Genomic DNA, 23,518 nt, shown 5'->3' with positions numbered 1-23,518 from the left:
GTACTGACATTTAAACCCGTAGCTGGCGCGATTTTAGCGCCAGCTCCTCCTTCAAATAATCTTCATCGAGGCAGTTATCCGGTTGTTTTTTTACCGCAGCAATTCGGCAAATTTCGCCAGCCATTGCGGATGGGCGGGCCAGGCGGGGGCGGTAACCAGATTGCCGTCAATATGCGCCTGATCGATACCGATGTCGGCAAAATGTCCACCGCTGAGCCGCACTTCCGGCGCGCAGGCCGGATAGGCGCTGCAGGTGCGGCCTTTTAATACCCCCGCAGCCGCCAACAGCTGAGGGCCGTGGCAAACGGCAGCAATAGGTTTACGCGCTGCGTCAAATGCCTGCACCAGTTTAAGCACTTCCGCATTCAGGCGCAGATATTCTGGCGCCCGTCCGCCGGGGATCAACAGCGCGTCATAATCCGCTTCTTTCGCGCTTGCAAAATCGGCGTTGAGAACAAAGCGGTGGCCGGGTTTCTCGCTGTAAGTCTGGGCGCCGTCAAAGTCATGGATGGCGGTCATAATGTAGTCGCCTTTGATTTTGTCAGGACAGACCGCATCAACCTGATGACCAATCATTTGTAGTGCCTGAAACGGCACCATGGTCTCGTAATCTTCGGCATAATCGCCCACCAGCATCAGAATCTTTTTGCCCATCATATTCACTCCTGTATGAAGAAAGGTGTCTAAGATATAGCCTGGCGGGAGAGGGAATGCGAACCGCAACTCGGCTCTGGACAACAAAACAATGAATCCGCAGCTGTAATCCTTTACGACCTGGCTGGCGGGAGGCGGGCGCGCCGCTTTCGAACGGGCACCGGGAAGGAATTAATGAGCGATGAGCATTATTGTCTGCCGTATTTAAATATACTGGGTGAATGGATTGCTAATATTTCATTGCGCTCACTGAGTCTCAATGCCTTGTCAGTTCTAATAATCAAAGAGCAATATTTGAGGGGGATTATTTGTGGTTTTTATACCAATCCTGTCTGACATTTTTTATGACTATATTAACGTCTGGTTCAGGGAACATTCATGGCTTGCAAACGATAAAAAAAGAATTCGATCTTTATTTCTTTTGTCAGCCATATTTTCAATGATGGAACAATAATTATTACCGTTACACATTGATTTTCACCAATTGAACAGATGTGTTGAGATGTGAATTCATTACCTATTCATAAGGCGGGCGTAAATCCTGTCTTTATTGTAAGTAAACGCTGGGTATTTCATATTGGTTTTGTTCGTCTGATACTTTGGTTTTTACATTTTGATTAAAATCTTTAAGGGAAGTCTTATATTGGACTTTCGAACTGACGGGTTGATATTTTCTGATGCTTTGCTCTACTATGGTTTTGTCATCAAACGTCGTTATTTTTAACAAATATTCCTCAAGGGAAGGGACCGCTATGGCTGATAGTTTCCAGAATGAAGTGCCAAAGGCACGCATTAATTTAAAGCTGGCTCTGCATACAGGGGGCGCGCAGAAAAAAGTCGAGCTGCCGCTGAAGCTTCTCACCCTCGGTGATTTCAGTAATGGTAAAGAGGACCGACCATTATCTGACAGAGAAAAAATCAATATCAACAAAAATAACTTCAACAGCGTCCTTGCGGAATTCAACCCGGAAATAAACCTGACCGTGCAGAACACGCTGGCCGGAGACAGCACGGAGGAAAGCATTAAGCTGAACTTCGCTGATATGAAAGACTTCGAGCCTGAGCAGGTTGCCCGTCAAATTCCGCAGCTTCGCGCCATGCTGGCGATGCGTAATTTATTACGTGACCTCAAATCCAACCTTCTGGATAACGCCACTTTCCGAAAAGAGCTCGAAAAGATCCTCAAAGACCCGGCGCTGTCTCAGGAATTACGCGATGAAATGAGTGCACTGGCCCCGAAATAAACGGCGTGCGTTATTTAATGGATTAACCGGGAATATGCTGATGTCTGTAAATACTGAAACCGCCTCTACGCATGGGCAGACCGCTGTACTGGAAAAAGAGGGCGTTTACGCCTCCCTGTTTGAAAAAATCAACCTGACCCTGGCGTCCCGCCTGGGGGATATTAACAACTTTCTGGATGATGCCGCACTGTCTGACGCCCCGGCGGGCGAACGTCTGACGGCGGCGATGCAGGTGTTTATGGACTGCATCCGCAAGTCCGGCCAGCCGGTGGAGAAGCTCGACAAAACCCTGATCGATCACCATATCGCGGAACTGGACTACCTGATTAGCCGCCAGCTGGATGCGATCATGCACCACGAAGCGTTCCAGAAAGTGGAATCCCAGTGGCGCGGTCTGAACGCAGTCGTTCAGCCGGACCGTTCCGGTGGAAGAGCAGCTGCGGCAGCTGTCAGAACAGCCGCACAATCAGCCAGGGGCTTCGGCGCAGCAGAGCCAGACGGAACAACACCTGCAGCAACTGATTGCCCGCTATGCCGCGTTGAAACAAATAAAATCGGCGGAATAACCCCGGGATCGCATCCGCCGTTATATTTTTTTCTACAGATAATCTACGAAAAGCATCCGGGATATCCATTCTGCGGCCAGAACGGCCCCCGCAACACCCGGAACCGGCGCGGCCTGTCGCGCCAGTTCCTCATTTCACATCCCCGGTCAGGGCTATCTAATAACCACGTAATTCACTGGCTTCCCAACTGTAAGCGTCACTGGCGATTAACGTATCGCCCAGCTCCTGGTAATCGAAATGATAAAACTCAGCGCTGGCGTCATAACCGGAGTAGTCGACTGCCGCAAGGCCAACAAACGCCCCGGTAAAGAACCCGCCGTAGCTTTGCAGAACATAATCATCCGAAAGGATCGCAGCATCTAACCTGACGGGGATTTCAGTGAATTCAACTCCATCAAAGCTATATTCATAGCTATATGTTTCTTTCCTGACCTTCGTGCGGAACCAGACTTCTTCAATATGTTCCGGGACTTTGATGGCGTCATCTTTTAAATATGATGTATATTTCCCGCGGTTATTCTCACCTAATTCAATGACCTTGCCGTTAATTTCATTCCAGGTAATGAACACAAAACTCCAGTGACGATCGTTATAGTAGTTTGTTAATCCTGCCATTTGCTGGTAGTTAAATGGATTAAATTTGACTTTAACTTTCGCGTCAAAATAGAAGGCCTGCCAGCGGCGGGCAATCAGCGACAGGTCGTGCGTATTCGCTAAAGAGCCCTGGCCAATTAACGTTAGCTTGCCATCGCCAGTGGTCCCCATTTTTTCTGTGAACGGCACTCGCAGGGTATTCCAGTTTCGATCGAGCGTCGCCGTTGTAAAGTCGTCGTGCTGGCTACGGTCTTCCGGGCTTTCGGTATAAATGGCATCTTTTGGACCCTCGACAAACGTTTTTCCGCCGTGGCCACCTTCAATACGCGGCCAGCCATCTTCATCCCAATACACCTTTTGAATAGCCGTTTCTCTACCCAGCGTTGACCAGCCGCGAGGATCGTAGACTGACTCACCCGGGCGATTCCACGGACGCGCGCAGAGCGAGGCATAGTACCACTCCCCACCGAGGGTAGAAACTAAGGCGCCGTGTCCTTGCTTTTGGATATAGCTGTCTGGCGTATCGACGTTGGTTAAGAAGACCTCACCAGGCTCGGTTTCAAAGCTGTTGGCGTCTAAGGTCTTAGAACGCGCAACCACTTCCTGGTGCGTAAATACGGTGCCGCCCTGGGCGGCAAAAAGATAATAATAGCCGTTCAGTTTATAAAGATGCGGCCCCTCAACAAGCGCAACGGCAGTGCCGCGGTAAATAGTACGCGCGGTTTCTGGTCTTAATTTCAGGGTCCTGGTATCCAGTTCGGTTAAGGTGATGCCGTCAAAGGGATGGTGGTACTCACGATGATCCCAGGTTTGCTGCACGATATATTTACGCCCATCATCGTCATGGAATAGTGAAGCATCAAAACCTACGCCGTTGAGCTTGATGGGATCCGTCCACGGGCCGCGAATATCGGTTGCGGTGGTCAGATAGTTAGTCATGTCTTTAAAGGCGCCTTCGGTGACTTTGACGTCGGTATACACCAACCAAAATTGACCATCCGCATATGAGAGCGCCGGCGCCCAAATGCCGCCTGATGAAGGATTGCCTTTCATATTCAGCAGGGTGGTCGTTGACAATGGCGAAGGGAGAAGATTCCAGTGCTCCAGGTCTTTTGACTCATGTAAACGAACGCCCGGGAACCACTCGAACGTCGAGTTGGCGATATAGTAGGTATCTTTCACGCGGATAATACTTGGGTCGGCATTAAACCCACGTAAAATAGGGTTTTGAATAAGAGACATATCATTACACCTTTTTAAAATGAAAAGTGACTTAATGGCTGGATTTATAATTTTTAGCTACACGCGTATCTCATCAAGCTGACGGTTGATATCGTTAACGTTTTTGTCAGAGATGGGATAAACCTGAATGATGATCATCGATATAATGGCTAACGCGATAGGGATCCATACCGCGGTCATAATGATCCCGTCGATAGCGCTGGCGCTTTGCTGGGCGCCGGTTTCATTAAAGCCGTAAACGGCCAGTAACCACAGCGGAATCGCGCCGCCGATAGTAAAGCCGATTTTGAAAAAGAGCCCCATAATGGCATTAATGATCGCCGCATTTCGCTTGCCAGATTTTAATTCGCCGTACGCAATCACTTCAGGAACCAGCGCCCACATAAAGCCGGTCGCCGAGGTCAAGCCCCACTGTTTAATGAAGGTCGCGATGTAAGCAAGCCAAAGCGCATCGTGCATGCCCTCCCGTGACCAGACGTAAGTCAGTAATTCACCGACAATAAACATGGCCAGAAAAATGTGGAAGAACCCTTTTTTACCAAAAATTTTCTTGAGTTTGGGCCAGAAAATAGGGAAGGCAATGCCCGGAATCGAGGCAACAAGGCCGACGGCCCCCATCCACTCTGAATGACCCACAACGTACTGATTAAAAAAGCCGTTAACCGTGTTCATGAAAAACATGAAGGTAAATGCCAGCATGAAAAACAGCCCGAGAATAACCAGCGGACGATTATGTTTAAGTTCAAGGAACAGATCGGTCGTTTTGACGTTGGCAGTCTGTTCTGCCGTTGCAACAACGCGTTCTTTGGTGAATTTATAGCAGATGAAAAGCGCCGCAGCGCCGATTAGCATATAAACGGAGTAAACGCCGAACCAGGCGTAGTTCGCTGATGGATCGGTATAGTTTCCCAGATTGAGCTCAATGCCAAAAAAACCGGTGTCCTTAAGGCTACGATCTTTTGGCGAGGCCATTTGTACAAACATCGGGAACAGGGTATAGACAAGAAGGTTCGCGCTATTGGCCAGCATCATGCGGGTACTGGTGAGTTTATCAATCGATTCCGGATCCCTGGTCAGGGACGCGTTAAGAGAACCATAAGGAATATTCACCACCGAATAAACTAAATCCAGAGCCAAATAGACGATAAAAGCAAAAGGGACTGAACCTCGGACGCCAGGAATGGGAGCAAAAAGTAACGCGGAAAGGATCACCAGCGGCACGCCGGCTCTTAACAGCCAGGGACGGTATTTACCTGCTTTTGACGTTCTTTTGTCTACATACGTACCAACCATTGGATCCCAAAAGACATTGATGATTCGGACAAAAAGAAATATAAACCCAGCCGTTGCCGTGCTGATGGTATTTACCGTCAGCATGTGAAGAGCAAGAAAGCCGCCTATTGTGCCAAAGACCAGGTTTTGAGCGAAGTCGCCCATCCCATAACCAATACGTTCCCCGCGCGTTAATTTATGATATTCGTCATGGCGGCTTTGCATTATGTTTTTACTCATTCTGAGCAGACTCCGGTGTGTTGTGTGGATGTGTAACAATTTCTGACATAAATGATCTCGAAGAATCCATTACGTTTTTAAATTAATTTATTATGTTTTTTTACTTCTGTGATCATCGAAGCAAATACCCATCAAGACTATCTTGTCTCTCTTGTTGACTAACGATTCACAAGCTATATCCCGATAGATTCAGGGCGCGAAAAAATCATTTTTATTTTATTTTTTCTCTCCTGGTCACCCGAAGAAATGTACTTTACAGGGTTCTCCTGGCGTTGAGTAAATAGCGCTAATATTTGCGAGATGGCTCACATTTGAGCATTTTCTTAATCGCTGAGTGAAATAACGTAATTGAGCAACCGGCCAGGAGAATAGAGGATGTGTCACAGTTGTTAAATTTTGGCTTCATAAATTATGGGGTTTATCATGCAATCTTATGCTGAGTGGGGCGCAGGTAGGGGTTTTACACATCCACTCGACGGTGCCGGGGCGGCGGCCAACGCCGCGCCGTTCCTGTTTTTCACGGCAATAGTGCAGGTCGCTGGCGCCATCAATGCTGTCCGCCGCCTGGAGGCAAAAGGTGGTGTCGTGAGTAGGGAGGCCGTCGCCAGCTGCTGAAACAACGACGCTAATTAATGGCGCATGCCTGGGGCAATCAATACCACCGCTGCTGGCCCGTGAATTATCCAAAGTGATAATTTACCCGGGGGGCCGCTAATTATTAAATAATGCGCGAGGAGGTCGGGTATCCCTAATAGTGTAAAGCCTCTGTAGATGTACAAAATTAAAATAATGTTCTTATGATAGCGAGATATTCTGTCTACTCAGAATAGGATTGTTATTATCTGAATAAAATTAACCTATATTGAGATAATTTTGACAATGATAAAAAAACTTCCATTACCCGTGGCGGTTATCGCCGCCTTTTTCCCGTTTACCTCTGTAATAGCTCAAGAGTTCACGCAGGAACAGATCGACGCCATTGTGGCGAAAGCCGTCGATAAAGCCCTGGCCGAGCGCCAGGCGAAAATCGACGCCGCCGCCGATAAAAAAGTGGACGTCATTACCAACCCGCAGACCACCGCGGCCACGCCGGATCTGGCGATCCCCTTCGGCCTCAAGTTCAGCGGCTACGCCCGCTACGGCGCGCAGTTCCAGACCGGCGATCAGAAGTTTGTCGGCGTGGATGGCTCCTATAACGGCGCCTCGGCGATCGGTCGTTTAGGCAACGAAGGTAACGGCGGCGAATTCCAGATAACCAAAGCCTTTAAGAGCAATAAAGGCGCGATCTGGGATATCAACGTCATGTTTGACCACTGGAGCGATGAAGTTAACCTGAAAAAAGCCTACGTCGGCGTCACCAACGTGCTGGAATCTAACCCCAACGCTTATATCTGGGCAGGCCGCGACTTCCATCAGCGTCCGCAGCAGGGGATCAACGACTACTTCTGGATGAACCACGATGGCCAGGGCGCCGGGGTGAAAAACTTTGAGATCGGCGGCGTGCAGTTTGACGTGGCGGGGGTGTCGCAGGTGGAGTCCTGTAGCCCGGAAGTGATGGCCGATGAGGCCAACCCGTCGCGCATCACCTGTACCGGCGGCTCCGGTACCGGCGATAACGGCCACTACGCCCTGACCACCAAAACCCACAACATCAAGGCCGGGCCGATCGACGTTGAGGTATACGCCAACTACGGTTTTGATTCGAAAGCGGTGGACAGCGACGAGCGTCTCGACGCCTGGCAGGGCGGGCTGGTGCTGAGCCACACCAACGACAGCGGCGTCAATAAAGTGATCCTGCGCTACTCCGATAACTCGGATAACAGCGTCTACAACAAAACCGATGACCTGACCGCTATCTACGCCAGCTTTGAAGGGCTGCATAAATTTACCCGGCAGGCGCAGATCGAATATCTGCTGGCCTTCCACGACTATGACAACGGCAAGGACAACACCGATAACCGCAAAAACTACGGCGCCATCGTCCGTCCGATGTACTTCTGGAACGACGTGCACTCCACCTGGCTGGAAGCGGGCTACCAGCGCGTCGATTACGACCAGGGCGGCGATAACCACGGCTGGAAGCTGACGCTGTCGCAGAATATCGCCATCGGAATGGGGCCGGAGTTCCGTCCGATGCTGCGCTTCTACGTGACCGGCGGCCAGGTGGATAACAAGCGCACTGCGAAGGTCAACGGCACCAAAGACGAACAGCTGGATTCGCTGAACGTCGGCGGCATGTTTGAGGCGTGGTTCTAAAAGCTGACGGATTTACCAGGGCGAACAGGCTGGCGCGCGCCAGCCTGTTCGCTCGTTCAGCCCTCTCAATGCACCGTCAGGCGCAAGGCCAGGTCCTGCGGGTAGGGGTCAAAATAGTTCTGCGCCTGCAGGTAACGATCAGGATATTCGGCCAGATAATGCTTAAGCAGCGTTATCGGCGCAAGAATGGGCAGCAGCCCGGAGCGATAGTTAAGGATCACCTCCCGCAGCTCGCCGCGCTGGCGGCTGTTTAGCTGGTTACGGAAGTAGCCCTGAATATGCATCAGCACGTTAGTGTGGTTTTTACGCGAAGCGGGCTGTTTAAGGATCGCCATCAGTTTTTCGCGGTACACCGCAAAGAAAGCCTCCAGATCCTGCCACTCGTGGAGCGACGCAACGAACGGACCAATCTCGCGATACCCCGACTGATGGTGGGCCAGCAGCTGAAGTTTATAGCGACTATGAAAATCCAGCAGCGCACGACGCGTCAGGCCATTTTTGTGCAGACTATTCAGTTCATGCAGGGCGAAAACCCGCTCGACGAAGTTTTCACGCAGCACAGGATCGTGCAGGCGACCATCCTCCTCAACCGGTAGCCAGGGGTATTTCTCCATCAGCGCGGCGGTAAACAATCCTGTGCCTTCTTTACGCCCGCGGTTGCCCTTTTCATCGTACAGCCGCACGCGCTCCATGCCGCAGCTGGGCGATTTGGCGCAGACAATAAATCCCGACAGCTCGCCCAGCGTGGAGAGATGGGCGCTGGCGAAATCGGCCATCTTCTCCGTCACGTCGTCGTGCGGGGCATGGCTAAAGCGCATGCGAAACTCCCCCTCGGTCGTCTGCACCAGCCGCAGCGCTGGGCGCGGAACGGGCAGGCCGATAGCCATCTCCGGGCAGATGGGTTTAAACGCCACCCACTGTGCGAGCTCATCCATCACAAAGCTCATTCGCTTGTGCCCGCCGTCGAATCGCACGGCTGAACCGGTTAAACATCCGCTGATCCCAATGACAGGTTGCGTGTTCATGGCGTTGTCCTCTCTTAATGTACCGTTCGGGTGAAGAAAAGGGTCACCGTGGCGACGGTAATGCCGAATTTCTTCATCTCGGTTTTGTTGAACAGATGCACGTCGTCCTGCAGGAACATCCAGTCGTCGAAGTGCAGCAGCCAGGTGCTACCGTTGGCCGCCACGTTCATGCTGTAGCGCCAGTGGAAAGCGTTGCCCGCCGCCTGGCCGGTCGCCACGCCGGTAATGTCGCCCGCGGTGCCTTCATAACGGTGGTCGCCGGTGCGGCGAATGCGCCATACCCGCTGCTGCTTTTCGCCATCGTCATAGACAAAGCGCTCGTGAAGCGTCAACGTGTCGCCAACCACGTCGCCGTCAATCGCCACGTGGAAGCGGCGCAGTTGCTTGCCGTTACGATCCTGAACCATCCCCCAGGCTTCCGTTTGGCCCTGAAAGTAGTGGAAAATGTCCAGCGCCGGCTGCTGCTGTCGGTAGTCGGTCACTTCGGCGCTGCAGCCCGCCAGAGCCAGCATCAGCAGTGCGAGGCCAAGGGTCAGAATGCGTTTCATGATGTTCGCTCCGCGGTAAGCTGCACAACGCTGATGGTGCGGGCGTTAAACCCGGCTTCGCAGTAGCCGAAGTAGTAGAGCCACATGCGGCGGAAGCGATCGTCAAAGCCGAGCTTCTCAATATCCTGCCAGGCGTGGATAAATCGCTGCCGCCAGTGGGCCAGGGTGCGGGCGTAGTCCGGCCCCATATCGAACAGATCGCGCATCACAAAATCGGTGTGCCGCGTCATCAGCTCGTTCATCGCCGTGATGCTGGGCAAAAATCCGCCGGGGAAGATGTAGCGCTGAATAAAATCCACGTTTTTGCTGTAGCCGCGATAGCGCTGATCCTGGATGGTGATGGCCTGGATCGCCATTCTGCCGCCCGGGCGCAGCCGCGCCTGGCAGGTGCGAAAGAAAGCTGGCAGATAGCGTTGCCCCACGGCTTCAATCATCTCCACCGACAGCAGCTTGTCATACTGGCCGGTCAGATCGCGGTAATCGCAGAGCAGTACCTCGACGCGATCCTGCAGCCCGGCGCGGGCAATTCGCGCGTTGGCCCACTGGAACTGTTCCTGCGACAGGGTGGTGGTGGTGACCCGGCAGCCGTAGTGGCGGGCGGCGTATTCGGCCATCGCCCCCCAACCGGTGCCAATCTCCAGGAGATGATCGCCGGGCGTAAGCGCCAGACGCTCGCACAGGCGCGCCATTTTGGCCCGCTGGGCCTGGGTGAGATCCTGGCCGTCGTCGGTAAATAGCGCGCTGGAGTAAAGCAGTTCGTCGTCAAGGAAGTGGGCGTAAAAGTCGTTGCCCAGATCGTAATGGGCGGCGATATTCGCCTTCGCCTGCGCGCGCGAGTTGCGGCGCGTCCAGTGACGCAGCCGCTCGACGGGCTTGCCCAGCAGCCGGAAGCCGCGCTCCAGCCGCCCCAGTACCTGGCCGTTACGCGCCAGCATCTGCAGCAGCGGCGTCAACTGCTGGCTCTCCCATTCGCCGTCCATCCAGGCCTCCGCGGCGGCGAGGCTGCCGCCGGTCAATAAGCGCCAGTAGACGTTCGCTGAAAGCACTCGCACCTCGGCGCGCAGCGCGGCGGTAGGGTCGCCAAAATGAAAGGTTTGCGCCCCTTCGCGCACGGTGAGCGAACCTTCGCGAATGCCGCTCAACAGACGAAAGAGCAACCAGCGCGCGATACGCACGTTGCGCGGAATATCGGGTTCAAGCGCAAAGACGGGATCGGTCATGAGCGTTCACTCCTGCTGACAGGATGGTTATACAGCGGCATGCGCTTGAGCCATAGCCGCAGCGCCTGCCAGTAGATCGCGAGGACGGTTTTCAGCGTCATCAGCGGAATGCGCAGCAGCAGACCGCGCAGGCTGGCGCGCGTCAAAGGCACGCGGCTCAGGGCCAGCGTGGCGTCGAAGACTTTCGCGGCCTGATGGTTCTCGATATGCATGTGCAGCGTTTTACCGGGACTGTTAAAGCGCCAGAGGTAGACCATATCCATCGGGTTAAACGGCGAGACGTGAAAGGCTTTCGCCAGCGGACGCGCCTGTTGACCGTCTACCGCGTAGTAATGGCGCTCATTCCACGGCGTATTGCGCACTTCGGCCAGCACCCAGCGCAGGGTACCGGCGCTGTCGTAGCAGTAGTAAAAGTTGACCGGGTTAAAATGAAAGCCCAGGTAACGCAGTTGGGTCAGCAGCATGACGCGGCCATCCGGGCGCGTGCCGGTCAGGTTTTCCAGGCGGTTCAGAACCTGCTGTTTTAACGGCGTGCCCAGCGGATAATCGGCATCGTAAAAGGCAGCGCCGGCAAACCGATTGCGGCGGATACCGACGGCGGCGAGCGCATCCAGTTCGTCCAGGTCGAGCCAGGCCATAAAGATGCGATAGCGAAAGTGGTGCGCCTTCGGCTGGAGACGGCGGTGGCGTAATACGCCCTCATAGAGGCAGTTGTTCATTTCAGAGGTTCTCCGCCGCCGCGATACCGTTGACCACATCAAGGGCGCTGCGCACGCCATCTTCATGAAAACCGTTATACCAGTACGCGCCGCAGAACCAGCTCCGCTGGCGGCCGTTAATCTCCTCGCGGCGCATCTGGGCGGACCAGCTTTGCGGATTAAACAGCGGATGTTCATAGACCATGCGCTTCCAGACGAAACGCGGGTCCACCGGCGTTGGCGGATTGAGGGTGACGCAGAACAGCGGGGCATCGGCGGGCAGGCCCTGGAGAATATTCATGTTATAGGTGACGCAGGCGCTGGCCTGATCCTGCTCGCTCAGGCGATAGTTCCAGCTGGCCCAGGCGCGCTTACGCACCGGTAGCCAGCGGGGATCGCTATGCAGAACGACTTCATTTTGCTGCCAGCCGATATCTCCCAGAATCTCGCGTTCGGCAGAGGTCGGGTCCGCCAGCATGTCCAGCGCCTGGGCTGAGTGGCAGGCGAAGATCGCCTGGTCGAAATGCTGCTCCCCCGATGCCAGTTGGAGCGTGACGCCATCCTGACGACGGATAACGTTTTGCACAGGTGCATTGAGGCGCAGGCGCAGGCGATCGCCACGCTGAGCCAGCAGGGCGCGCACGTATTCGCGCGAGCCTCCGGGCACCACGTACCATTGCGGACGCTGGCGGATATCGAGCAGGCCGTGGTTTTCAAAAAAGCGCAGAAACAACGCCAGCGGGAAGCGGCGCATCTCCTGCAGCGACGATGACCAGATAGCGGCGCCCATCGGCAGGATATAGTGGCGCGCAAAAAAGGGGCTAAAGCGGTGCCGCTCAAGGAAGGTCTGTAGCGTGGCGCCCGGGTCGAACGCCCCCGCCAGAGCCTGTTTCGCCAGACGGTTAAAGCGGACGATCTCCGTCAGAAATCCCCAGAAGGCCGGCTTTACCAGGTTGCGCCGCTGGGCGAAAAGCGAGCTCAGGCTGTGGCCGTTATACTCCAGCCCGCTCTGCGGGTTGTGTACCGAGAAGCTCATTTGCGTTTTTTGACCGCTGAGGCCCAGTTCGCTGAGCAGCCCCATAAAGCGCGGATAGGTGCGATCGTTGTAAACGATGAACCCGGTATCGATGGCCCATGTGCCCTGCGGCGTGGCGATATCCACCGTGGCGGTATGTCCCCCCGGCGTGGATGCTGCTTCGAACAGGGTGACCTGGTGTTGTCCGGCAAGGCGCCAGGCGCAGGTCAGACCGGCAATGCCGCTGCCAATAATCGCGATATTCATGAGCGTACCATCCTGCGCAACAGTAGGCGTTGCAGACCTTCGGGAAGCCCTGCCAGCAGGCGCAGGAGCATGCCAAAACCTGTCGGGAAGACGATATGATTTTTACCTTTCGCCAGACCGCGGCGAATCGTCTTTACCGCCTGCTCCACGCTCACCTGGCCGGGCATGGGAAAATCGTTTTTGCGCGTCAGCGGGGTATCGACGAATCCCGGCGAGACCACCGTGATGGCAATGCCTTTCGGTTCCCAGTCCAGGCGCAGGCTGTTGGCAAACCAGGTTAGCGCCGCTTTGGAGGCGCCATACGCCTCGGCGCGAGGGAAGGGCAGCCAGTGCGCCATTGAACTTACCAGCACTACGCGATTGCCGGCAGACAGCCGCTGCTGAAGCACCTCCAGGCAGTTCACCGGCCCGAGAAAGTTGGTGGCGATCGTCCGTTCCACCAGCGCGGCATCTACCGTGCCGTGGTCCAGGTATTCGCAGGTCCCGGCGCAGAGAATGATCAGATCGGCCGGGCACTCCGCGAGCGCCCGGCGACAGGCCTCCCTGTCCGTCATATCAAATGGGCGGAGGCTGATGTTGGGGCTGTGCCGCTGTAGCGCCGCCAGACGTGACGGATCGCGCCCGCATGCGATGACGGAGTGGCCGTCCGCAGCAAAGGATTTGGCGAGCCCGGCGCCAATCCCGGAGCTGGCGCCGGTGATAAGCACCGTCATCATGTCCGCACCCTCCGCTTGACGCCGCGTACCGCCCAGCCCACCAGGGGAAGATGTTCGTACAGCATCTCTCCGGCGTCGTAGTAGTCGCGCTGGTAAATAATCCGCTCCTCTTCAACCGTAACCATCGAGCAGCCCGCAAGTTCTAACGCCTTCCCGCCGGCCAGGCGCGGATGTGACCAGTGCATAGTCCAGGCGACGGCAAACCGCTGAGCGTTGCAGACCGGCGTATTGATGGCGAAACGGCACCGCTCCACGTTGGCTAGCAGATGGGAAAAATACCCCTGGATCGCGGATAGTCCCCGATGCTGGCCAAACGGATCGATCAGTACGGCATTCGCATGATAGAGCGCGGCCAGCGCCGAGGGTGGCTGGGTATCCAGCATGGCGTAGTACTCGGTAAAACGGCTGAGAACGGAGGGCGAAGGACTCATGGCTCACATCCAGAGTGAATCAACATAGCGTATTTAAAACTTACACAATTAATAATATTTGTCCAAGTTTTGGCTGAGATATTTTTTATTTTTATTAAAAATCATATGGTTATTTTTATCTCTGCTGTGCAGGTTTGAGGCTTTAGCGAGAGGCGAAAGGGCATGTCCGCCGCGCCTTGAGCAGACAGACGGCGCGGACAGGGGGCGCATTTAACGCACAGAGGATCGGTTTACGGGGATATTACGAAGGACGTGTTAGCCGAGGCGCGCTAAATTACAGCGCGACAATCTCCAGGGAGACCACCTGCTGCTGCCAGCGTTCAACCTGCTTCTGGCGAGCAGGGGAGAGTTTACCGGTCGTCACCAGCAGCCATTTGCGCTCCGGCAGGATCTCCGGCGCCAGGGTTGCCGGGGGCGTCGGAAGGACGTCGATGCGGTGGCCCTGTCCGGTGCGTTTGAGCGCTTCAAGCCAGATTTCGCAGGCGTCCGTCAGATGCCAGCCGGTGATCAAATAGTTATCGCCGGGCGCCTTTTTGTCCCCTTCGAGGCAGAAGGAAGTGTAGGCGATGATGATCCCGTCGAGGATTTCGCGCAGCGTCATGATTGCCGGTACGTTGGCGGAGACCTGGCTGCGCAGCGGGCGTAGCACCTCGGTGACCAGCTCGGGGCGAGGGGATTCGCGCCCGGCGTCGTAAATCAGCTGGCGCAGGGATTCGATTTTCCCCTCTTTCAGCCGCTGGAGCATGCTCTCCTGCAAGATGAGCCAGTTATTCGTCCGCCGCGCGCCGGGACGCGCCAGTAGGGGTTTCACCTGGCTGACAGGAACCCCTTTTTTGACCCAGTCGAGAATTTTGAGCGCCTGCTGGATATCGTCATCGTTGTACAGGCGATGGCCGCCATCGGTGCGCTGTGGCTTAAGGAGGCCGTAGCGACGCTGCCAGGCGCGGAGCGTCGTCGCGTTAATGCCGCAAAGCTGCGCAAATTCACCGATGGAGTAGGTCATAAGGGACACCTGATAATCAACAGTACTCTCAATATACTACGAATAGCGGCCGATTGAGTGCATTCCCCTCTTTTGCAAGCCGTTAGCCTCGCCGGAAATTAATAAAAAGAAAAAGGATAGAGCACATAAATCACCGCCATCCCTGAGAGACTGGCGATCGCGCTGATGATGAACCAGGTCCTGAATGGCTGCTTTTGCGTTTTGTGGCGGAACAGCTGCTGACCCGCTATCGCGCCAGCCCAGCCGCCCACGAGCCCAAACACCAGCAACGTGGACTCCGGCACCCTGCGCCAGGCCCTGCGCGCCGCCATTTTGTCCACACCGTAAATCGCCAGCGTCAGGACGTTGACCAGCAGGAGCCAAATAGCAAAAGGCCAGGACGTAAAAATGCAGCCGATCGCCGCGGCGATCAGGAGTAAATAACAACACCGATTGAGATTCATATTTTTAGCCGCAGTTTTTCAGCGCGTATTGAAACCGCATTATACGCACGACGCGCGGCGAGAAAAAACCGCAGCCTTAGCCTACTTCCTCGCCAGGCGACCAGCGATCACCGTTATTCCGACCGCGGCAAGCAGCAATATTCCACTCAATCCAAAAGCGCTTTGCCACCCCAGGCGGTCAAATACCACGCCTCCTGCCGTCGAACCCAGCGCAATCGACAGCTGAATCACGGCGACCATCAGTCCGCCACCAGCTTCCGCGTCGTCGGGCAGCGTCCGCGCTATCCACGTCCACCAGCCGGTTGGCGCCGCCGTCGCCAGCATTCCCCACAAGCTTAACAGAATGGCTACGGCCCAGGCGTGGTGTCCTGCCAGCAGCAACGTTCCGGCAATCACGGCCATCAGTAAGGGGAGAGAGATTAAGGTCTGATAAAACCGGGCGGTGAGGAGTGGCGAAACGCCCAGGGTGCCGATAAAACCCGCGATGCCTATCGCGAGCAAAATCAGGGACAGGCCAGAGGCGCTGAGGCCGGTTACCGTTTCCAGAAACGGCCGCACGTAGGTAAATAGGGTAAACTGCCCCATGAAGAAGAGTCCGCAGGCCAGCAGGCCGATAGCGACGATGGGCGTTCTGAACAGGCGAAGCGCGGAGCCGCGCGGCCGGCTCGCGTTATCGCTTTCCATCGCGGGCAGGCTGACGCACTGCCAGACAAAGGCGGCTATCGCCAGCGGCGCCAGGCATAAAAAGGCGCCGCGCCAGCCGACGGTTGACCCCAGATAGCTGCCCAGCGGCGCCGCCACGACGGTCGCCAGCGCGTTACCGCCGTTGAAAATCGCCAGCGCGCGGGGAACCTGGCGCTGCGGCACCAGCCTGATGGCGGTGGCCGCCGACATCGACCAGAATCCACCGATGACGATACCAATCAGGGCCCTTCCCGCCATATAAACCGCATAGCTGGACGCCAGCGCGACAATCAAACCCGACGCCGCCATCAGAACCGTCAGCCCCAGCAGGAGATATTTACGATTCAGACTCCCGGCAAGGTTGGAGATAGTCAGGCTGGTCAGTACCGCAAGGGCGCCGGAAATCGCAATGCCCTGGCCTGCCAGCCCCTCGGTGACGTTTAAATCTCTGGCAATCGGCGTCAGCAGGCTGACCGGCATAAATTCGGAAGCTATGAGGACAAAAACGCACAGCGTCATGGCAAATACGCCGCCCCAGTGGGCGTGCGCTGGCGTGGGTGGTGTAGTACGGCTCAGTGTGGACATGATCTGCATCCCTGAATATTTTCCCGGCCCGCTTCAGGCGCGGCCGGATCAGACGCTATTGATCGCATAACGACAAAAAACGTGGGTAAAGGTAAAGAGCGGGCGATGGAACGCCGCCCGCGAATTGCGAACGGCTTTCGGTCGTTATCTCAGGTTGGTTTTGAAAAACTGTTCAAATTTGGCAAACGGAATTTTACCGGCCGCATTGTCATAGAGATCGACATGGTTCGCGCCGGGGACGATTATCAGCTCTTTCTCTTTGTTGCCGATGGCCTTAAAGGCGTCTTCGGCAAAATAACGGGAATGCGCTTTTTCACCGGTCACGATCAGCGTCGGGATGGTGACTTCATTGGCATAGCTCAGCAGCGGCATATTCATAAACGACAGCGGCATGGTCGCATTCCACGCGCCGGTTGAGTTCACGGAGCGGGCGTGGAAACCGCGCGGCATCCGGTAATAGTCAAAAAACTCTTTCAAAACCGGGTTTGGGTTGGCGGGTAAGGTTTCTGGCAAGATACGATCGCCCGCGCTGGCGTTACCTTTCTCATCGACGTAAATATCATGTCCGCCCGGTGAGTAGGTGCTGTTTTCCGCATCCTTCCAGCGCTGTTCGTTGAGGTAGCGCAGTACGGCGCGGCGATCGGCGGTGGTATAGCGATCTTTACCGTCGCCAACCCCATGGCCCATCGCGCGGCTCATGTCGTACATGACGCTGGTGGCCACCGCTTTCACGCGGGTATCCATCGCGGCGTCGTTAAGCGCCATGCCGCCCCAGCCGCAAATGCCGAGCAGCCCGATACGGTTGCGGTCCACCTCGCTTTGCAGACCTAAGAAATCGACCGCCGCGCTGAAATCCTCGGTGTTGATATCTGGAGAGGCAACGTTACGCGGATAGCCGCCGCTTTCGCCCGTATAAGAAGGATCGAAGGCCAGGGTGACGAAACCCTGTTCCGCCAGGGTCTGTGCATAGAGACCGCTGGACTGCTCTTTCACCGCGCCGAAGGGGCCGCTGACAGCGATCGCCGCCAGCTTGCGTTCGCCGCGATCTTGCGGAATGTAGAGATCGCCGACCAGGGTGATCCCGTACCGGTTCTGGAAGCTCACCTTACGGTGACTGACTTTCGTGCTTTCCGCGAAGGTTTTGTCCCATTTTTCGACCATCGAAACGGGCGCGTTTGGATTGGTTGTCTCGGCATAGCTCATGGTGGTGACTCCACTTAGTGACGCGCATAGCAGCATGGCAGGCATGGCGGCCGTCAGTTTTCTGGTAAACGCTTTCATTAATCATTCCCCTAAAACAGGTTCCAGATACAGGTTTCATACGGATAACGCTGCTGTGCTTTGTTGCAATGCGCTGATTATAGTTAGCAGCCAGAGTGCTGATTAGTGGGTGGAAAGTGCTAAAATTCATATCATATTGTTATAAATTACGACGCAGGCGCGGGAGGAATCATGGCAAAACGGGAAAACTATAACGATCTGTACCTGTTTATGCTGGTGGTGCGGGAGGGCAGTTTTACCGCCGCGGCGCAGCGGCTTGGGCTGGCGCAATCCGGCGTTAGCCGTTCCGTTCGTGAACTGGAAGAGCGGCTGGGCGTGCAGCTTCTGGTGCGTACCACCCGCAAACTTTCGCTCACCCAGGCGGGCGAGCAGCTCTATCAAACCGTCGAATCCGGCTTTGATGCGTTAGACTCGGGGCTATCCACGCTGGCGTATTATCGCCATACCCCGTCCGGTACCGTCCGCATCAATGCCAGCCAGCACGCTATTGATAAAGTGCTCCTGCCGAAGCTGGCGGTATTTAAACAACGCTATCCTGATATTCGCCTGGAACTGATCGGCGAAAGCCGGTTTGTCGATATTATCGCGGAGCGGTTTGATGCCGGGGTGCGTCTGGGGCCGGAAGTCGGCGGCGGCATGGTGGCGGTGCGCATTTCGCCAGATATGGAGATGGTTGTTGTCGGCACGCCCGAGCATTTTCGCCGCTACGGCTTTCCGCAAACGCCCGCAGATTTAGTGATTCATCCCTGCATCGCCTATCAGTTTGGCGACGGAAGCCTGTACGGCTGGGAGCTCGATCAGGACGGTAAAAAAATCACCCATCGTCCGCAGGGGCAGTGGGCCTTTGCTGACAGCTATATGGAGGCAAAAGCCGCCAGGTTGGGTCTGGGTCTGGCTTATGTCCCGCAGGAGCTGGTCGCCGACGACTTAGAGCGAGGCGCGCTTATCAGAGTTTTGCAACGCTACAGCCAGCGGCTGGAAGGCTCTTTTCTCTATTATCCCCATCGCAACGTGTCGCCCGCGCTGCGGGCGGTGATTGACACCCTGAGAATCTAAGCCGTCATTCCTGAGGGGCATAACCTTCTCCGGGGCACTTTCTGGTCGATGACAGGCGCTACCGTTACTGTTTAACGTCGCATCGCGTCTTTGACAATAAGCTCTCTAGCCACTCGGTAAACGCCCGCACTTTGCGTGAGAGATGGCGGTGCGGATACAAGAGTGACAGTTTGCGGTCGGGGGAGGGGTTGTCGGGTAAGACTTCCACTAAAAGGCCGCGGTCGAGATAAGGTTGTAAAAAAAGGTTCATTCCCTGAACTAATCCCAGACCCGCCAGGCCTGCCGATAAATAAGTTTCAGAGTTATCGATGACCAGCTTACCGGGAAGCGTCATTTCGGTGATACCCTCTGGCGTCGCAAAGGTCCACGGCATAATTTGCCTGCTGCTGCTGTTAATCCAGTTGATAGCCTGATGATCCTGCAAATCCTCCAGCGTTTGCGGCGCGCCGTGGCTCGCAATATAGGCCGGGCTGGCGCAGGTCGTCATTTTAATGCTGCCCAACTTGCGGGCGATATAGTCCCCGTCATCCAGTTGTCCTACCCGCAGCAGGCAGTCAAGCCCATCGCGCAGCATATCCTGACGGCGGTCCGAGCTACTGAGGATGATTTCGACGCCAGGATGCTGACGATAAAAATCAGGCAGATGGGGAACGACCAATAACGTCGCAAAAGCGACAGGCATGTCGACTCGCAGCTGGCCGTGCAATACCCGGTCTGTACCAAACGACTCCAGCAACGCATCCGCCTGGGAGAGTAAAGGTTTGCTCTGACGATAAAACGCTTCCCCGTCAGGCGTCAGGTTAATACGACGCGTTGTTCGCTGCAGCAAACGTGTGCCGCAGTGCTGCTCCAGCAGCTGCAAGGCTTTCGTAACGGCGGGACGATGGATTTGCAGATGTTCCGCCGCCTGAGTAAAACTGCCCGCCTCGACAATTTCAATAAAAATGCGAATCGATTCGAAGAGATTTATTTGCATAGTTAGTTTCTTTTGCCCACATCGGGAGATTTCATTGTTACTGATTTTATAATAGTGATGAATTTTTTTGGCTATTTTTCTAAATAATCTTACGGCCTACACTCCTTCCACTAAGAAACTGAACCGCGCCATAGCGCTATTGTGAAGGATATTGCACCATGAAAAATAACCGTATCTGTCAGATCCTGAATATAGAAAAACCGGTTATTCAGGGGCCGCTATCGTGGCTAACCGATGCCCGTTTAGTCGCCGCCGTCAGCAATGCAGGCGGGCTTGGTGTGCTGGGGCCCAATGCGGGTTTAACCGCTGAGACCGCGGTTTCCACGCCGGAAGAAACCGCTGAAAAAATGCGCGAAGAGATCCGCAAAACCAAACGGCTGACCGAAAAGCCTTTCGGCGTGAACCTGATCCCAATGCCTGAAAACGATATCTGGACCCCGCCTATTCTGCAGGTGATAAAAGAAGAGGGCATCAGGGCCGTGGTGTATACCGGTTACGGTGAAGGGGCGCTCATACCGGCGCTATTCAACGAATTAAAAGAGGCAGGTATTGCTGTCATTTACCGTGATATCAATCCGACGCCTGAAAATACCCGCCTTGCTGAAGCCGCTGGCGCCGATATCATCGTCGCGACCGGTTTTGATGAAGGAGGGACATTGCCGGGTACCGTGCTGGGAACCTTTTCAATCGTGCCGCTGATTGCCGATGCGGTGGATCGCATTCCGGTGATGGCGGCTGGCGGTATTACCGACAACCGTACCGCCAGAGCGGCGCACGCGCTCGGCGCGGAAGGGATATTTGCCGGTTCGGTTTTTATCGCGACGGAAGAAAGCAGAGTGCCGGCCTCAGTCAAAAAAAGAATTATTGCCGCCAATGGCCTTGATTTACGGCTTTTCCGCACGCTGCCGCATTTCTATCGCTCGCTGCCGGGCAGGCTGGCCGAAACACTGGTGTCGATGGATAAAGCCGGCGCCAGCCGCGAGGCGCTCGGCGAAGCCATGGGGGGATTACGCGGCTTGCGTATCGGCATGCTGGAAGGCAACGCTGAGGAAGGCTATATCTCGCTCGGCACGGGGATCGGCAACATTCGCAGCGTCAAAAGCGTAGCGAGCGTTGTGAATGAGCTGACGATTAGTTAGAGATTCTGTTTTGTGCGGGTTACTACGGCTTTCCGTCTGACGCTATTTTTCTGACGCCTTGCGCCAGAAAAATAGCCTGGCGATTCGATTCAGAAGGGGAGGAGCGTTCGGTTGAACAAGATGCCGTTACGCTGCTCTCCGGGGATAAATGTTTCCAGGCTGCGAATCTGGTCCCGGATAAGAGCTTAACGTTTCCACTCTGGGGCTGATCATTGCTCTTGTCTTCAACGAAGGCTTTGCGGGCTCCGGCCGACTACCTTACCTATCTTTTCAGGTCGCGTTTTTTCTCAGTGCGCTGCGGGGTGAAAATAAAGCTTGCTATCGATCGGCATCTATGTGATTAATAGCAGGTCGATTTACTACACAGATCCAGTAATAAACGGTTTAGTGAAGCAGTTCTCATCTCAAGCGTTATCCGTAGATAATCCTTCTTTAGACTCTCCCTATCGTGATTAATTAAGCTCTGTGAAGCGAATAATTTAAAAGTTTTTTGAACCTGCGACAACGATGACGGTCTAAACCCGAGTAAACAGGTTCACAAACTGGCGCAAACGGCGATAGAGAAGGGATTGGCCTGGAATTTTCCGTTTAGCGTGCAAAAGTGCATAAGAGATAACGTTATCCCAATAGCACACGATTATTTTATTGAAATCTACCAAACATTACGTGCCCTCGGGCAAACTAAGAAATTAACAACATTAAAAAATCGCTGGTGCAGTAATAGAGTTCAGTCTGAAGTGCGCTTCAGAGGTATCTATAAGCAGTAATGACAATGATGTCATTGTTATTCTCAACCATTCAGAGCAGCGTTTTCACGCTGTGACAGAAAAGCCGGGAAGGTGTTTTCTGTGAAATATGGCTAAATGTCCCTGCGGTAGAGAATGTTGTAGCAAAAAGAGGCTAACATCATGATTGACCACATTCATTTCAGATGCCCATGCTGTCATGGGTCGCAGTACAGAACATCCACCTACGATGTTTCTGAAAAAAATCCGTTTGGCGCGAAATGCATTTTTTGTAAATCCGCGATGATTACATTCGATAATATCGCAGCGCATATGTCCAGAAACTCGGCATCGCTTGAGTTACGGAAGTAAGATTGGGCCCTTGAAAAGGGCCTTTGATATCTGAATCGTAAGCGTTATTACCATTTCGATCGGCTGCCTGCGGGCAGCTTTTTAGTTTGTTTAAATTCAAATCAGACCGTACTTTTCTTATCTTTGCAGATGTGAGTAAATGCGTAGTCTCGCAATTCTTGCGGAAAACTTGTTGCGTTCTATAATTTTTAAACCAGAACTCATCTGGTATTCCTATGCATATCCTACCGCCCGTCCGCCCGGAAGCGAGTATCCCGCGTTTAACGGCGCTCCTGACACCGATTGCCGAAAAATGAACGTTGAGCCGCGAAAACGTATGACCAGGACACATAAAAATCAACCACAGCTGTACCTTTTTATCAACGGAGGAGATAGGACCGCTTCCCGAACAGACACGGATGCGCCTATCTATTCTGGGTTATATTCAGGGGGGGGGCCACTTATCACATAGCAGTGTATTAAACGTATTATCGGCGTTAAAATGTGGTAACTATATTACGTTTAAATACGGGGGACTTGATTGGCGTGAATAAGTTACCCGAGCGGTTTTAGGGCTGGCGGGTTGTCCAAATTTAAATAATAAAACGATTATCAGCGCGGTATTAATATTTTATTGTAGACCCACTTAATATTTACGATGACATTTATTCGACAACGGGTCGACAACGAGATGATTATGAAGAAGACGCTTATTACGTTAATTATTGCCCATGCTTTTACGGCGACGGCAGCTTTTGCTGCTGCGGAGACAGGAACCTGGTACGCGGGATCTAAATTTGGCTGGTCGCACTACGGCGATTCCAGCACCGATCGGCAAGTCGATGTCGACCGCGATAACGTCGGCGGCGGTGTGTTTACCGGCTATCAGATTAACCCCTGGCTGGCGGTTGAAGGTGGCTATGACTATTTAGGCAATATGGGTATCAATGGTCGCCATGGCGCATCCGGTTCGCAAATGAAAAGTCAGGGACTACAGCTTTCGTTGAAGGCCAGTTATAGCCTGACCAGCGACTGGGATCTTTACGGCCGGGCAGGGATGATGGGCTATCGCGCGGAATCCGACGTGAATGGAAAAAATCGATTTGACACCGGCGTGCGCCCGGTACTGGCTTTCGGCACCGAATATGCATTTAATGACAGATGGTCGGGACGTCTGGAGTACCAGTGGGTCAACAATGTGGGTAACGAAAATCAAATTGGCGTGAGCAGCGATGTAAACTCCATGATGGCGGGCATCAGTTACCGTTTTGGGCAATAAAAGCATCG

The 23,518-nt window shown here is 54.3% G+C and carries 23 protein-coding genes and 2 pseudogenes; 10 read left to right on the top strand and 15 right to left on the bottom strand.

The genetic code is table 11. The features are described 5' to 3' along the window. Window positions 1-90: 90 nt before the first annotated feature. A complete protein-coding gene (locus tag EGY08_RS02425; RefSeq protein ID WP_112166433.1) occupies window positions 91-654 on the bottom strand; it encodes a DJ-1/PfpI family protein in 564 nt (187 codons plus the stop codon). A gap of 752 nt (window positions 655-1,406) precedes the next feature. Here EGY08_RS02425 and tssB point away from each other — a divergent pair. The 3 genes and pseudogenes from tssB to EGY08_RS02410 all read left to right on the top strand — a co-directional run bounded on the left by tssB (window position 1,407) and on the right by EGY08_RS02410 (window position 2,464). Further along, entirely contained in the window at window positions 1,407-1,898 is a 492-nt protein-coding gene (gene tssB, locus EGY08_RS02420) for a type VI secretion system contractile sheath small subunit (protein ID WP_123828144.1), read from the top strand. Between the two features lie 40 nt (window positions 1,899-1,938). Further along, a pseudogene (locus EGY08_RS02415) lies at window positions 1,939-2,307 on the top strand (type VI secretion system contractile sheath domain-containing protein); the annotation flags it as partial. Window positions 2,308-2,323: 16 nt separating this feature from the next. Then, window positions 2,324-2,464, top strand: a complete 141-nt coding sequence (locus EGY08_RS02410) for a VasL domain-containing protein (RefSeq protein ID WP_077252535.1) — start codon at window positions 2,324-2,326, stop codon at window positions 2,462-2,464. A 156-nt stretch (window positions 2,465-2,620) separates the two neighbouring features. Here EGY08_RS02410 and EGY08_RS02405 read toward each other — a convergent pair whose 3' ends face one another. Both EGY08_RS02405 and EGY08_RS02400 read right to left on the bottom strand, forming a co-directional pair. After that, the gene (locus tag EGY08_RS02405; protein ID WP_123828143.1) at window positions 2,621-4,300 is read right to left on the bottom strand and encodes a glycoside hydrolase family 43 protein; all 1,680 of its coding nucleotides are present in this window, start codon (window positions 4,298-4,300) and stop codon (window positions 2,621-2,623) included. A gap of 57 nt (window positions 4,301-4,357) precedes the next feature. Next, window positions 4,358-5,797 carry an MFS transporter gene (locus EGY08_RS02400; protein WP_177447572.1) on the bottom strand — a complete coding sequence of 480 codons (1,440 nt, stop codon included), beginning with the start codon at window positions 5,795-5,797 and terminating at the stop codon, window positions 4,358-4,360. Between the two features lie 438 nt (window positions 5,798-6,235). On the opposite strand from EGY08_RS02400, the gene EGY08_RS02395 reads away from it, so the two are divergent. Together EGY08_RS02395 and EGY08_RS02390 are read left to right on the top strand one after the other, a co-directional pair. Then, window positions 6,236-6,427, top strand: coding sequence for a hypothetical protein (locus EGY08_RS02395; RefSeq protein WP_123828142.1), 192 nt, complete (start codon window positions 6,236-6,238; stop codon window positions 6,425-6,427). 258 nt (window positions 6,428-6,685) lie between these two features. Then, complete coding sequence (locus EGY08_RS02390) at window positions 6,686-8,068, top strand: carbohydrate porin (protein WP_123828141.1); 1,383 nt, start codon at window positions 6,686-6,688, stop codon at window positions 8,066-8,068. Window positions 8,069-8,133: 65 nt separating this feature from the next. Here the strand turns inward: EGY08_RS02390 and EGY08_RS02385 are convergent, their stop codons facing one another. The 11 genes from EGY08_RS02385 to EGY08_RS02335 all read right to left on the bottom strand — a co-directional run bounded on the left by EGY08_RS02385 (window position 8,134) and on the right by EGY08_RS02335 (window position 17,984). Beyond that, a complete protein-coding gene (locus EGY08_RS02385; RefSeq protein ID WP_004121158.1) occupies window positions 8,134-9,093 on the bottom strand; it encodes a YbgA family protein in 960 nt (319 codons plus the stop codon). Between the two features lie 14 nt (window positions 9,094-9,107). Continuing rightward, window positions 9,108-9,641, bottom strand: a complete 534-nt coding sequence (locus tag EGY08_RS02380; protein ID WP_004121156.1) for a DUF3833 domain-containing protein — start codon at window positions 9,639-9,641, stop codon at window positions 9,108-9,110. Then, a complete protein-coding gene (locus tag EGY08_RS02375; RefSeq protein ID WP_049115314.1) occupies window positions 9,638-10,861 on the bottom strand; it encodes an SAM-dependent methyltransferase in 1,224 nt (407 codons plus the stop codon). The genes EGY08_RS02380 and EGY08_RS02375 overlap by 4 nt, the downstream gene beginning before the upstream one ends. Then, window positions 10,858-11,580 (bottom strand): DUF1365 domain-containing protein, encoded by a 723-nt coding sequence (locus tag EGY08_RS02370; RefSeq protein ID WP_123828140.1) that lies wholly within the window; start codon window positions 11,578-11,580, stop codon window positions 10,858-10,860. The genes EGY08_RS02375 and EGY08_RS02370 overlap by 4 nt, the downstream gene beginning before the upstream one ends. Before the next feature lies 1 nt (window position 11,581). Further along, on the bottom strand, window positions 11,582-12,841 hold the full coding sequence (locus tag EGY08_RS02365) for an NAD(P)/FAD-dependent oxidoreductase (RefSeq protein ID WP_123828139.1): 1,260 nt from the start codon (window positions 12,839-12,841) through the stop codon (window positions 11,582-11,584). Then, window positions 12,838-13,557 carry an SDR family NAD(P)-dependent oxidoreductase gene (locus EGY08_RS02360; RefSeq protein WP_123828138.1) on the bottom strand — a complete coding sequence of 240 codons (720 nt, stop codon included), beginning with the start codon at window positions 13,555-13,557 and terminating at the stop codon, window positions 12,838-12,840. Before EGY08_RS02360 ends, EGY08_RS02365 begins: the two co-directional genes overlap by 4 nt. Then, the gene (locus tag EGY08_RS02355; protein WP_004121140.1) at window positions 13,554-13,988 is read right to left on the bottom strand and encodes a nuclear transport factor 2 family protein; all 435 of its coding nucleotides are present in this window, start codon (window positions 13,986-13,988) and stop codon (window positions 13,554-13,556) included. Before EGY08_RS02355 ends, EGY08_RS02360 begins: the two co-directional genes overlap by 4 nt. Window positions 13,989-14,262: 274 nt before the next feature. After that, a complete protein-coding gene (locus tag EGY08_RS02350) occupies window positions 14,263-14,991 on the bottom strand; it encodes a MerR family transcriptional regulator (protein ID WP_004121132.1) in 729 nt (242 codons plus the stop codon). Between the two features lie 98 nt (window positions 14,992-15,089). Further along, window positions 15,090-15,434 carry a DUF1294 domain-containing protein gene (locus tag EGY08_RS02345; protein WP_004121130.1) on the bottom strand — a complete coding sequence of 115 codons (345 nt, stop codon included), beginning with the start codon at window positions 15,432-15,434 and terminating at the stop codon, window positions 15,090-15,092. Between the two features lie 81 nt (window positions 15,435-15,515). Beyond that, window positions 15,516-16,703, bottom strand: coding sequence for an MFS transporter (locus tag EGY08_RS02340; RefSeq protein WP_162626006.1), 1,188 nt, complete (start codon window positions 16,701-16,703; stop codon window positions 15,516-15,518). 144 nt (window positions 16,704-16,847) lie between these two features. After that, window positions 16,848-17,984: an alpha/beta hydrolase gene (locus EGY08_RS02335; protein ID WP_123828137.1), complete on the bottom strand. Its 1,137-nt coding sequence runs from the start codon at window positions 17,982-17,984 to the stop codon at window positions 16,848-16,850. 171 nt (window positions 17,985-18,155) lie between these two features. On the opposite strand from EGY08_RS02335, the gene EGY08_RS02330 reads away from it, so the two are divergent. Then, entirely contained in the window at window positions 18,156-19,040 is an 885-nt protein-coding gene (locus EGY08_RS02330; RefSeq protein WP_049115325.1) for a LysR family transcriptional regulator, read from the top strand. Window positions 19,041-19,104: 64 nt separating this feature from the next. Here EGY08_RS02330 and EGY08_RS02325 read toward each other — a convergent pair whose 3' ends face one another. Beyond that, on the bottom strand, window positions 19,105-20,016 hold the full coding sequence (locus tag EGY08_RS02325) for a LysR family transcriptional regulator (RefSeq protein ID WP_049115327.1): 912 nt from the start codon (window positions 20,014-20,016) through the stop codon (window positions 19,105-19,107). Between the two features lie 158 nt (window positions 20,017-20,174). Between EGY08_RS02325 and EGY08_RS02320 the strand changes: the two genes are divergently transcribed. The 4 genes and pseudogenes from EGY08_RS02320 (at window position 20,175) to EGY08_RS02305 (ending at window position 23,510) form a co-directional block, all read left to right on the top strand. Next, window positions 20,175-21,155, top strand: a complete 981-nt coding sequence (locus EGY08_RS02320; protein WP_123828136.1) for an NAD(P)H-dependent flavin oxidoreductase — start codon at window positions 20,175-20,177, stop codon at window positions 21,153-21,155. Window positions 21,156-22,063: 908 nt separating this feature from the next. Continuing rightward, window positions 22,064-22,252 carry a cold-shock protein gene (locus EGY08_RS02315; protein ID WP_071988221.1) on the top strand — a complete coding sequence of 63 codons (189 nt, stop codon included), beginning with the start codon at window positions 22,064-22,066 and terminating at the stop codon, window positions 22,250-22,252. Between the two features lie 380 nt (window positions 22,253-22,632). Next, window positions 22,633-22,804: pseudogene (locus EGY08_RS31385) on the top strand (helix-turn-helix domain-containing protein); the annotation flags it as partial. Window positions 22,805-22,928: 124 nt separating this feature from the next. Continuing rightward, window positions 22,929-23,510 (top strand): outer membrane beta-barrel protein, encoded by a 582-nt coding sequence (locus EGY08_RS02305; RefSeq protein WP_004121118.1) that lies wholly within the window; start codon window positions 22,929-22,931, stop codon window positions 23,508-23,510. Window positions 23,511-23,518 lie beyond the last annotated feature (8 nt).

Source organism: Klebsiella sp. FDAARGOS_511 (genome assembly GCF_003812845.1).
Taxonomy (GTDB): Bacteria; Pseudomonadota; Gammaproteobacteria; order Enterobacterales; family Enterobacteriaceae; genus Klebsiella; species Klebsiella grimontii.
Note: the sequence above shows the minus strand (reverse complement) of the source record. Positions and strands in the feature narration are given on the sequence as shown.

What these genes read in the sequence shown, in the direction of transcription:
- EGY08_RS02350 (WP_004121132.1), bottom strand. Translation starts at nt 14,991, where the DNA reads ATGACCTACTCCATCGGTGAATTTGCGCAGCTTTGCGGCATTAACGCG.
- EGY08_RS02370 (WP_123828140.1), bottom strand. Translation starts at nt 11,580, where the DNA reads ATGAACAACTGCCTCTATGAGGGCGTATTACGCCACCGCCGTCTCCAG.
- EGY08_RS02305 (WP_004121118.1), top strand. Translation starts at nt 22,929, where the DNA reads ATGAAGAAGACGCTTATTACGTTAATTATTGCCCATGCTTTTACGGCG.
- EGY08_RS02330 (WP_049115325.1), top strand. Translation starts at nt 18,156, where the DNA reads ATGGCAAAACGGGAAAACTATAACGATCTGTACCTGTTTATGCTGGTG.
- EGY08_RS02320 (WP_123828136.1), top strand. Translation starts at nt 20,175, where the DNA reads ATGAAAAATAACCGTATCTGTCAGATCCTGAATATAGAAAAACCGGTT.
- EGY08_RS02385 (WP_004121158.1), bottom strand. Translation starts at nt 9,093, where the DNA reads ATGAACACGCAACCTGTCATTGGGATCAGCGGATGTTTAACCGGTTCA.
- EGY08_RS02425 (WP_112166433.1), bottom strand. Translation starts at nt 654, where the DNA reads ATGGGCAAAAAGATTCTGATGCTGGTGGGCGATTATGCCGAAGATTAC.
- EGY08_RS02335 (WP_123828137.1), bottom strand. Translation starts at nt 17,984, where the DNA reads ATGAAAGCGTTTACCAGAAAACTGACGGCCGCCATGCCTGCCATGCTG.
- EGY08_RS02400 (WP_177447572.1), bottom strand. Translation starts at nt 5,797, where the DNA reads ATGCAAAGCCGCCATGACGAATATCATAAATTAACGCGCGGGGAACGT.
- EGY08_RS02395 (WP_123828142.1), top strand. Translation starts at nt 6,236, where the DNA reads ATGCAATCTTATGCTGAGTGGGGCGCAGGTAGGGGTTTTACACATCCA.
- EGY08_RS02380 (WP_004121156.1), bottom strand. Translation starts at nt 9,641, where the DNA reads ATGAAACGCATTCTGACCCTTGGCCTCGCACTGCTGATGCTGGCTCTG.
- EGY08_RS02360 (WP_123828138.1), bottom strand. Translation starts at nt 13,557, where the DNA reads ATGATGACGGTGCTTATCACCGGCGCCAGCTCCGGGATTGGCGCCGGG.
- EGY08_RS02405 (WP_123828143.1), bottom strand. Translation starts at nt 4,300, where the DNA reads ATGTCTCTTATTCAAAACCCTATTTTACGTGGGTTTAATGCCGACCCA.
- EGY08_RS02315 (WP_071988221.1), top strand. Translation starts at nt 22,064, where the DNA reads ATGATTGACCACATTCATTTCAGATGCCCATGCTGTCATGGGTCGCAG.
- EGY08_RS02375 (WP_049115314.1), bottom strand. Translation starts at nt 10,861, where the DNA reads ATGACCGATCCCGTCTTTGCGCTTGAACCCGATATTCCGCGCAACGTG.
- EGY08_RS02345 (WP_004121130.1), bottom strand. Translation starts at nt 15,434, where the DNA reads ATGAATCTCAATCGGTGTTGTTATTTACTCCTGATCGCCGCGGCGATC.
- tssB (WP_123828144.1), top strand. Translation starts at nt 1,407, where the DNA reads ATGGCTGATAGTTTCCAGAATGAAGTGCCAAAGGCACGCATTAATTTA.
- EGY08_RS02355 (WP_004121140.1), bottom strand. Translation starts at nt 13,988, where the DNA reads ATGAGTCCTTCGCCCTCCGTTCTCAGCCGTTTTACCGAGTACTACGCC.
- EGY08_RS02340 (WP_162626006.1), bottom strand. Translation starts at nt 16,703, where the DNA reads ATGTCCACACTGAGCCGTACTACACCACCCACGCCAGCGCACGCCCAC.
- EGY08_RS02365 (WP_123828139.1), bottom strand. Translation starts at nt 12,841, where the DNA reads ATGAATATCGCGATTATTGGCAGCGGCATTGCCGGTCTGACCTGCGCC.
- EGY08_RS02325 (WP_049115327.1), bottom strand. Translation starts at nt 20,016, where the DNA reads ATGCAAATAAATCTCTTCGAATCGATTCGCATTTTTATTGAAATTGTC.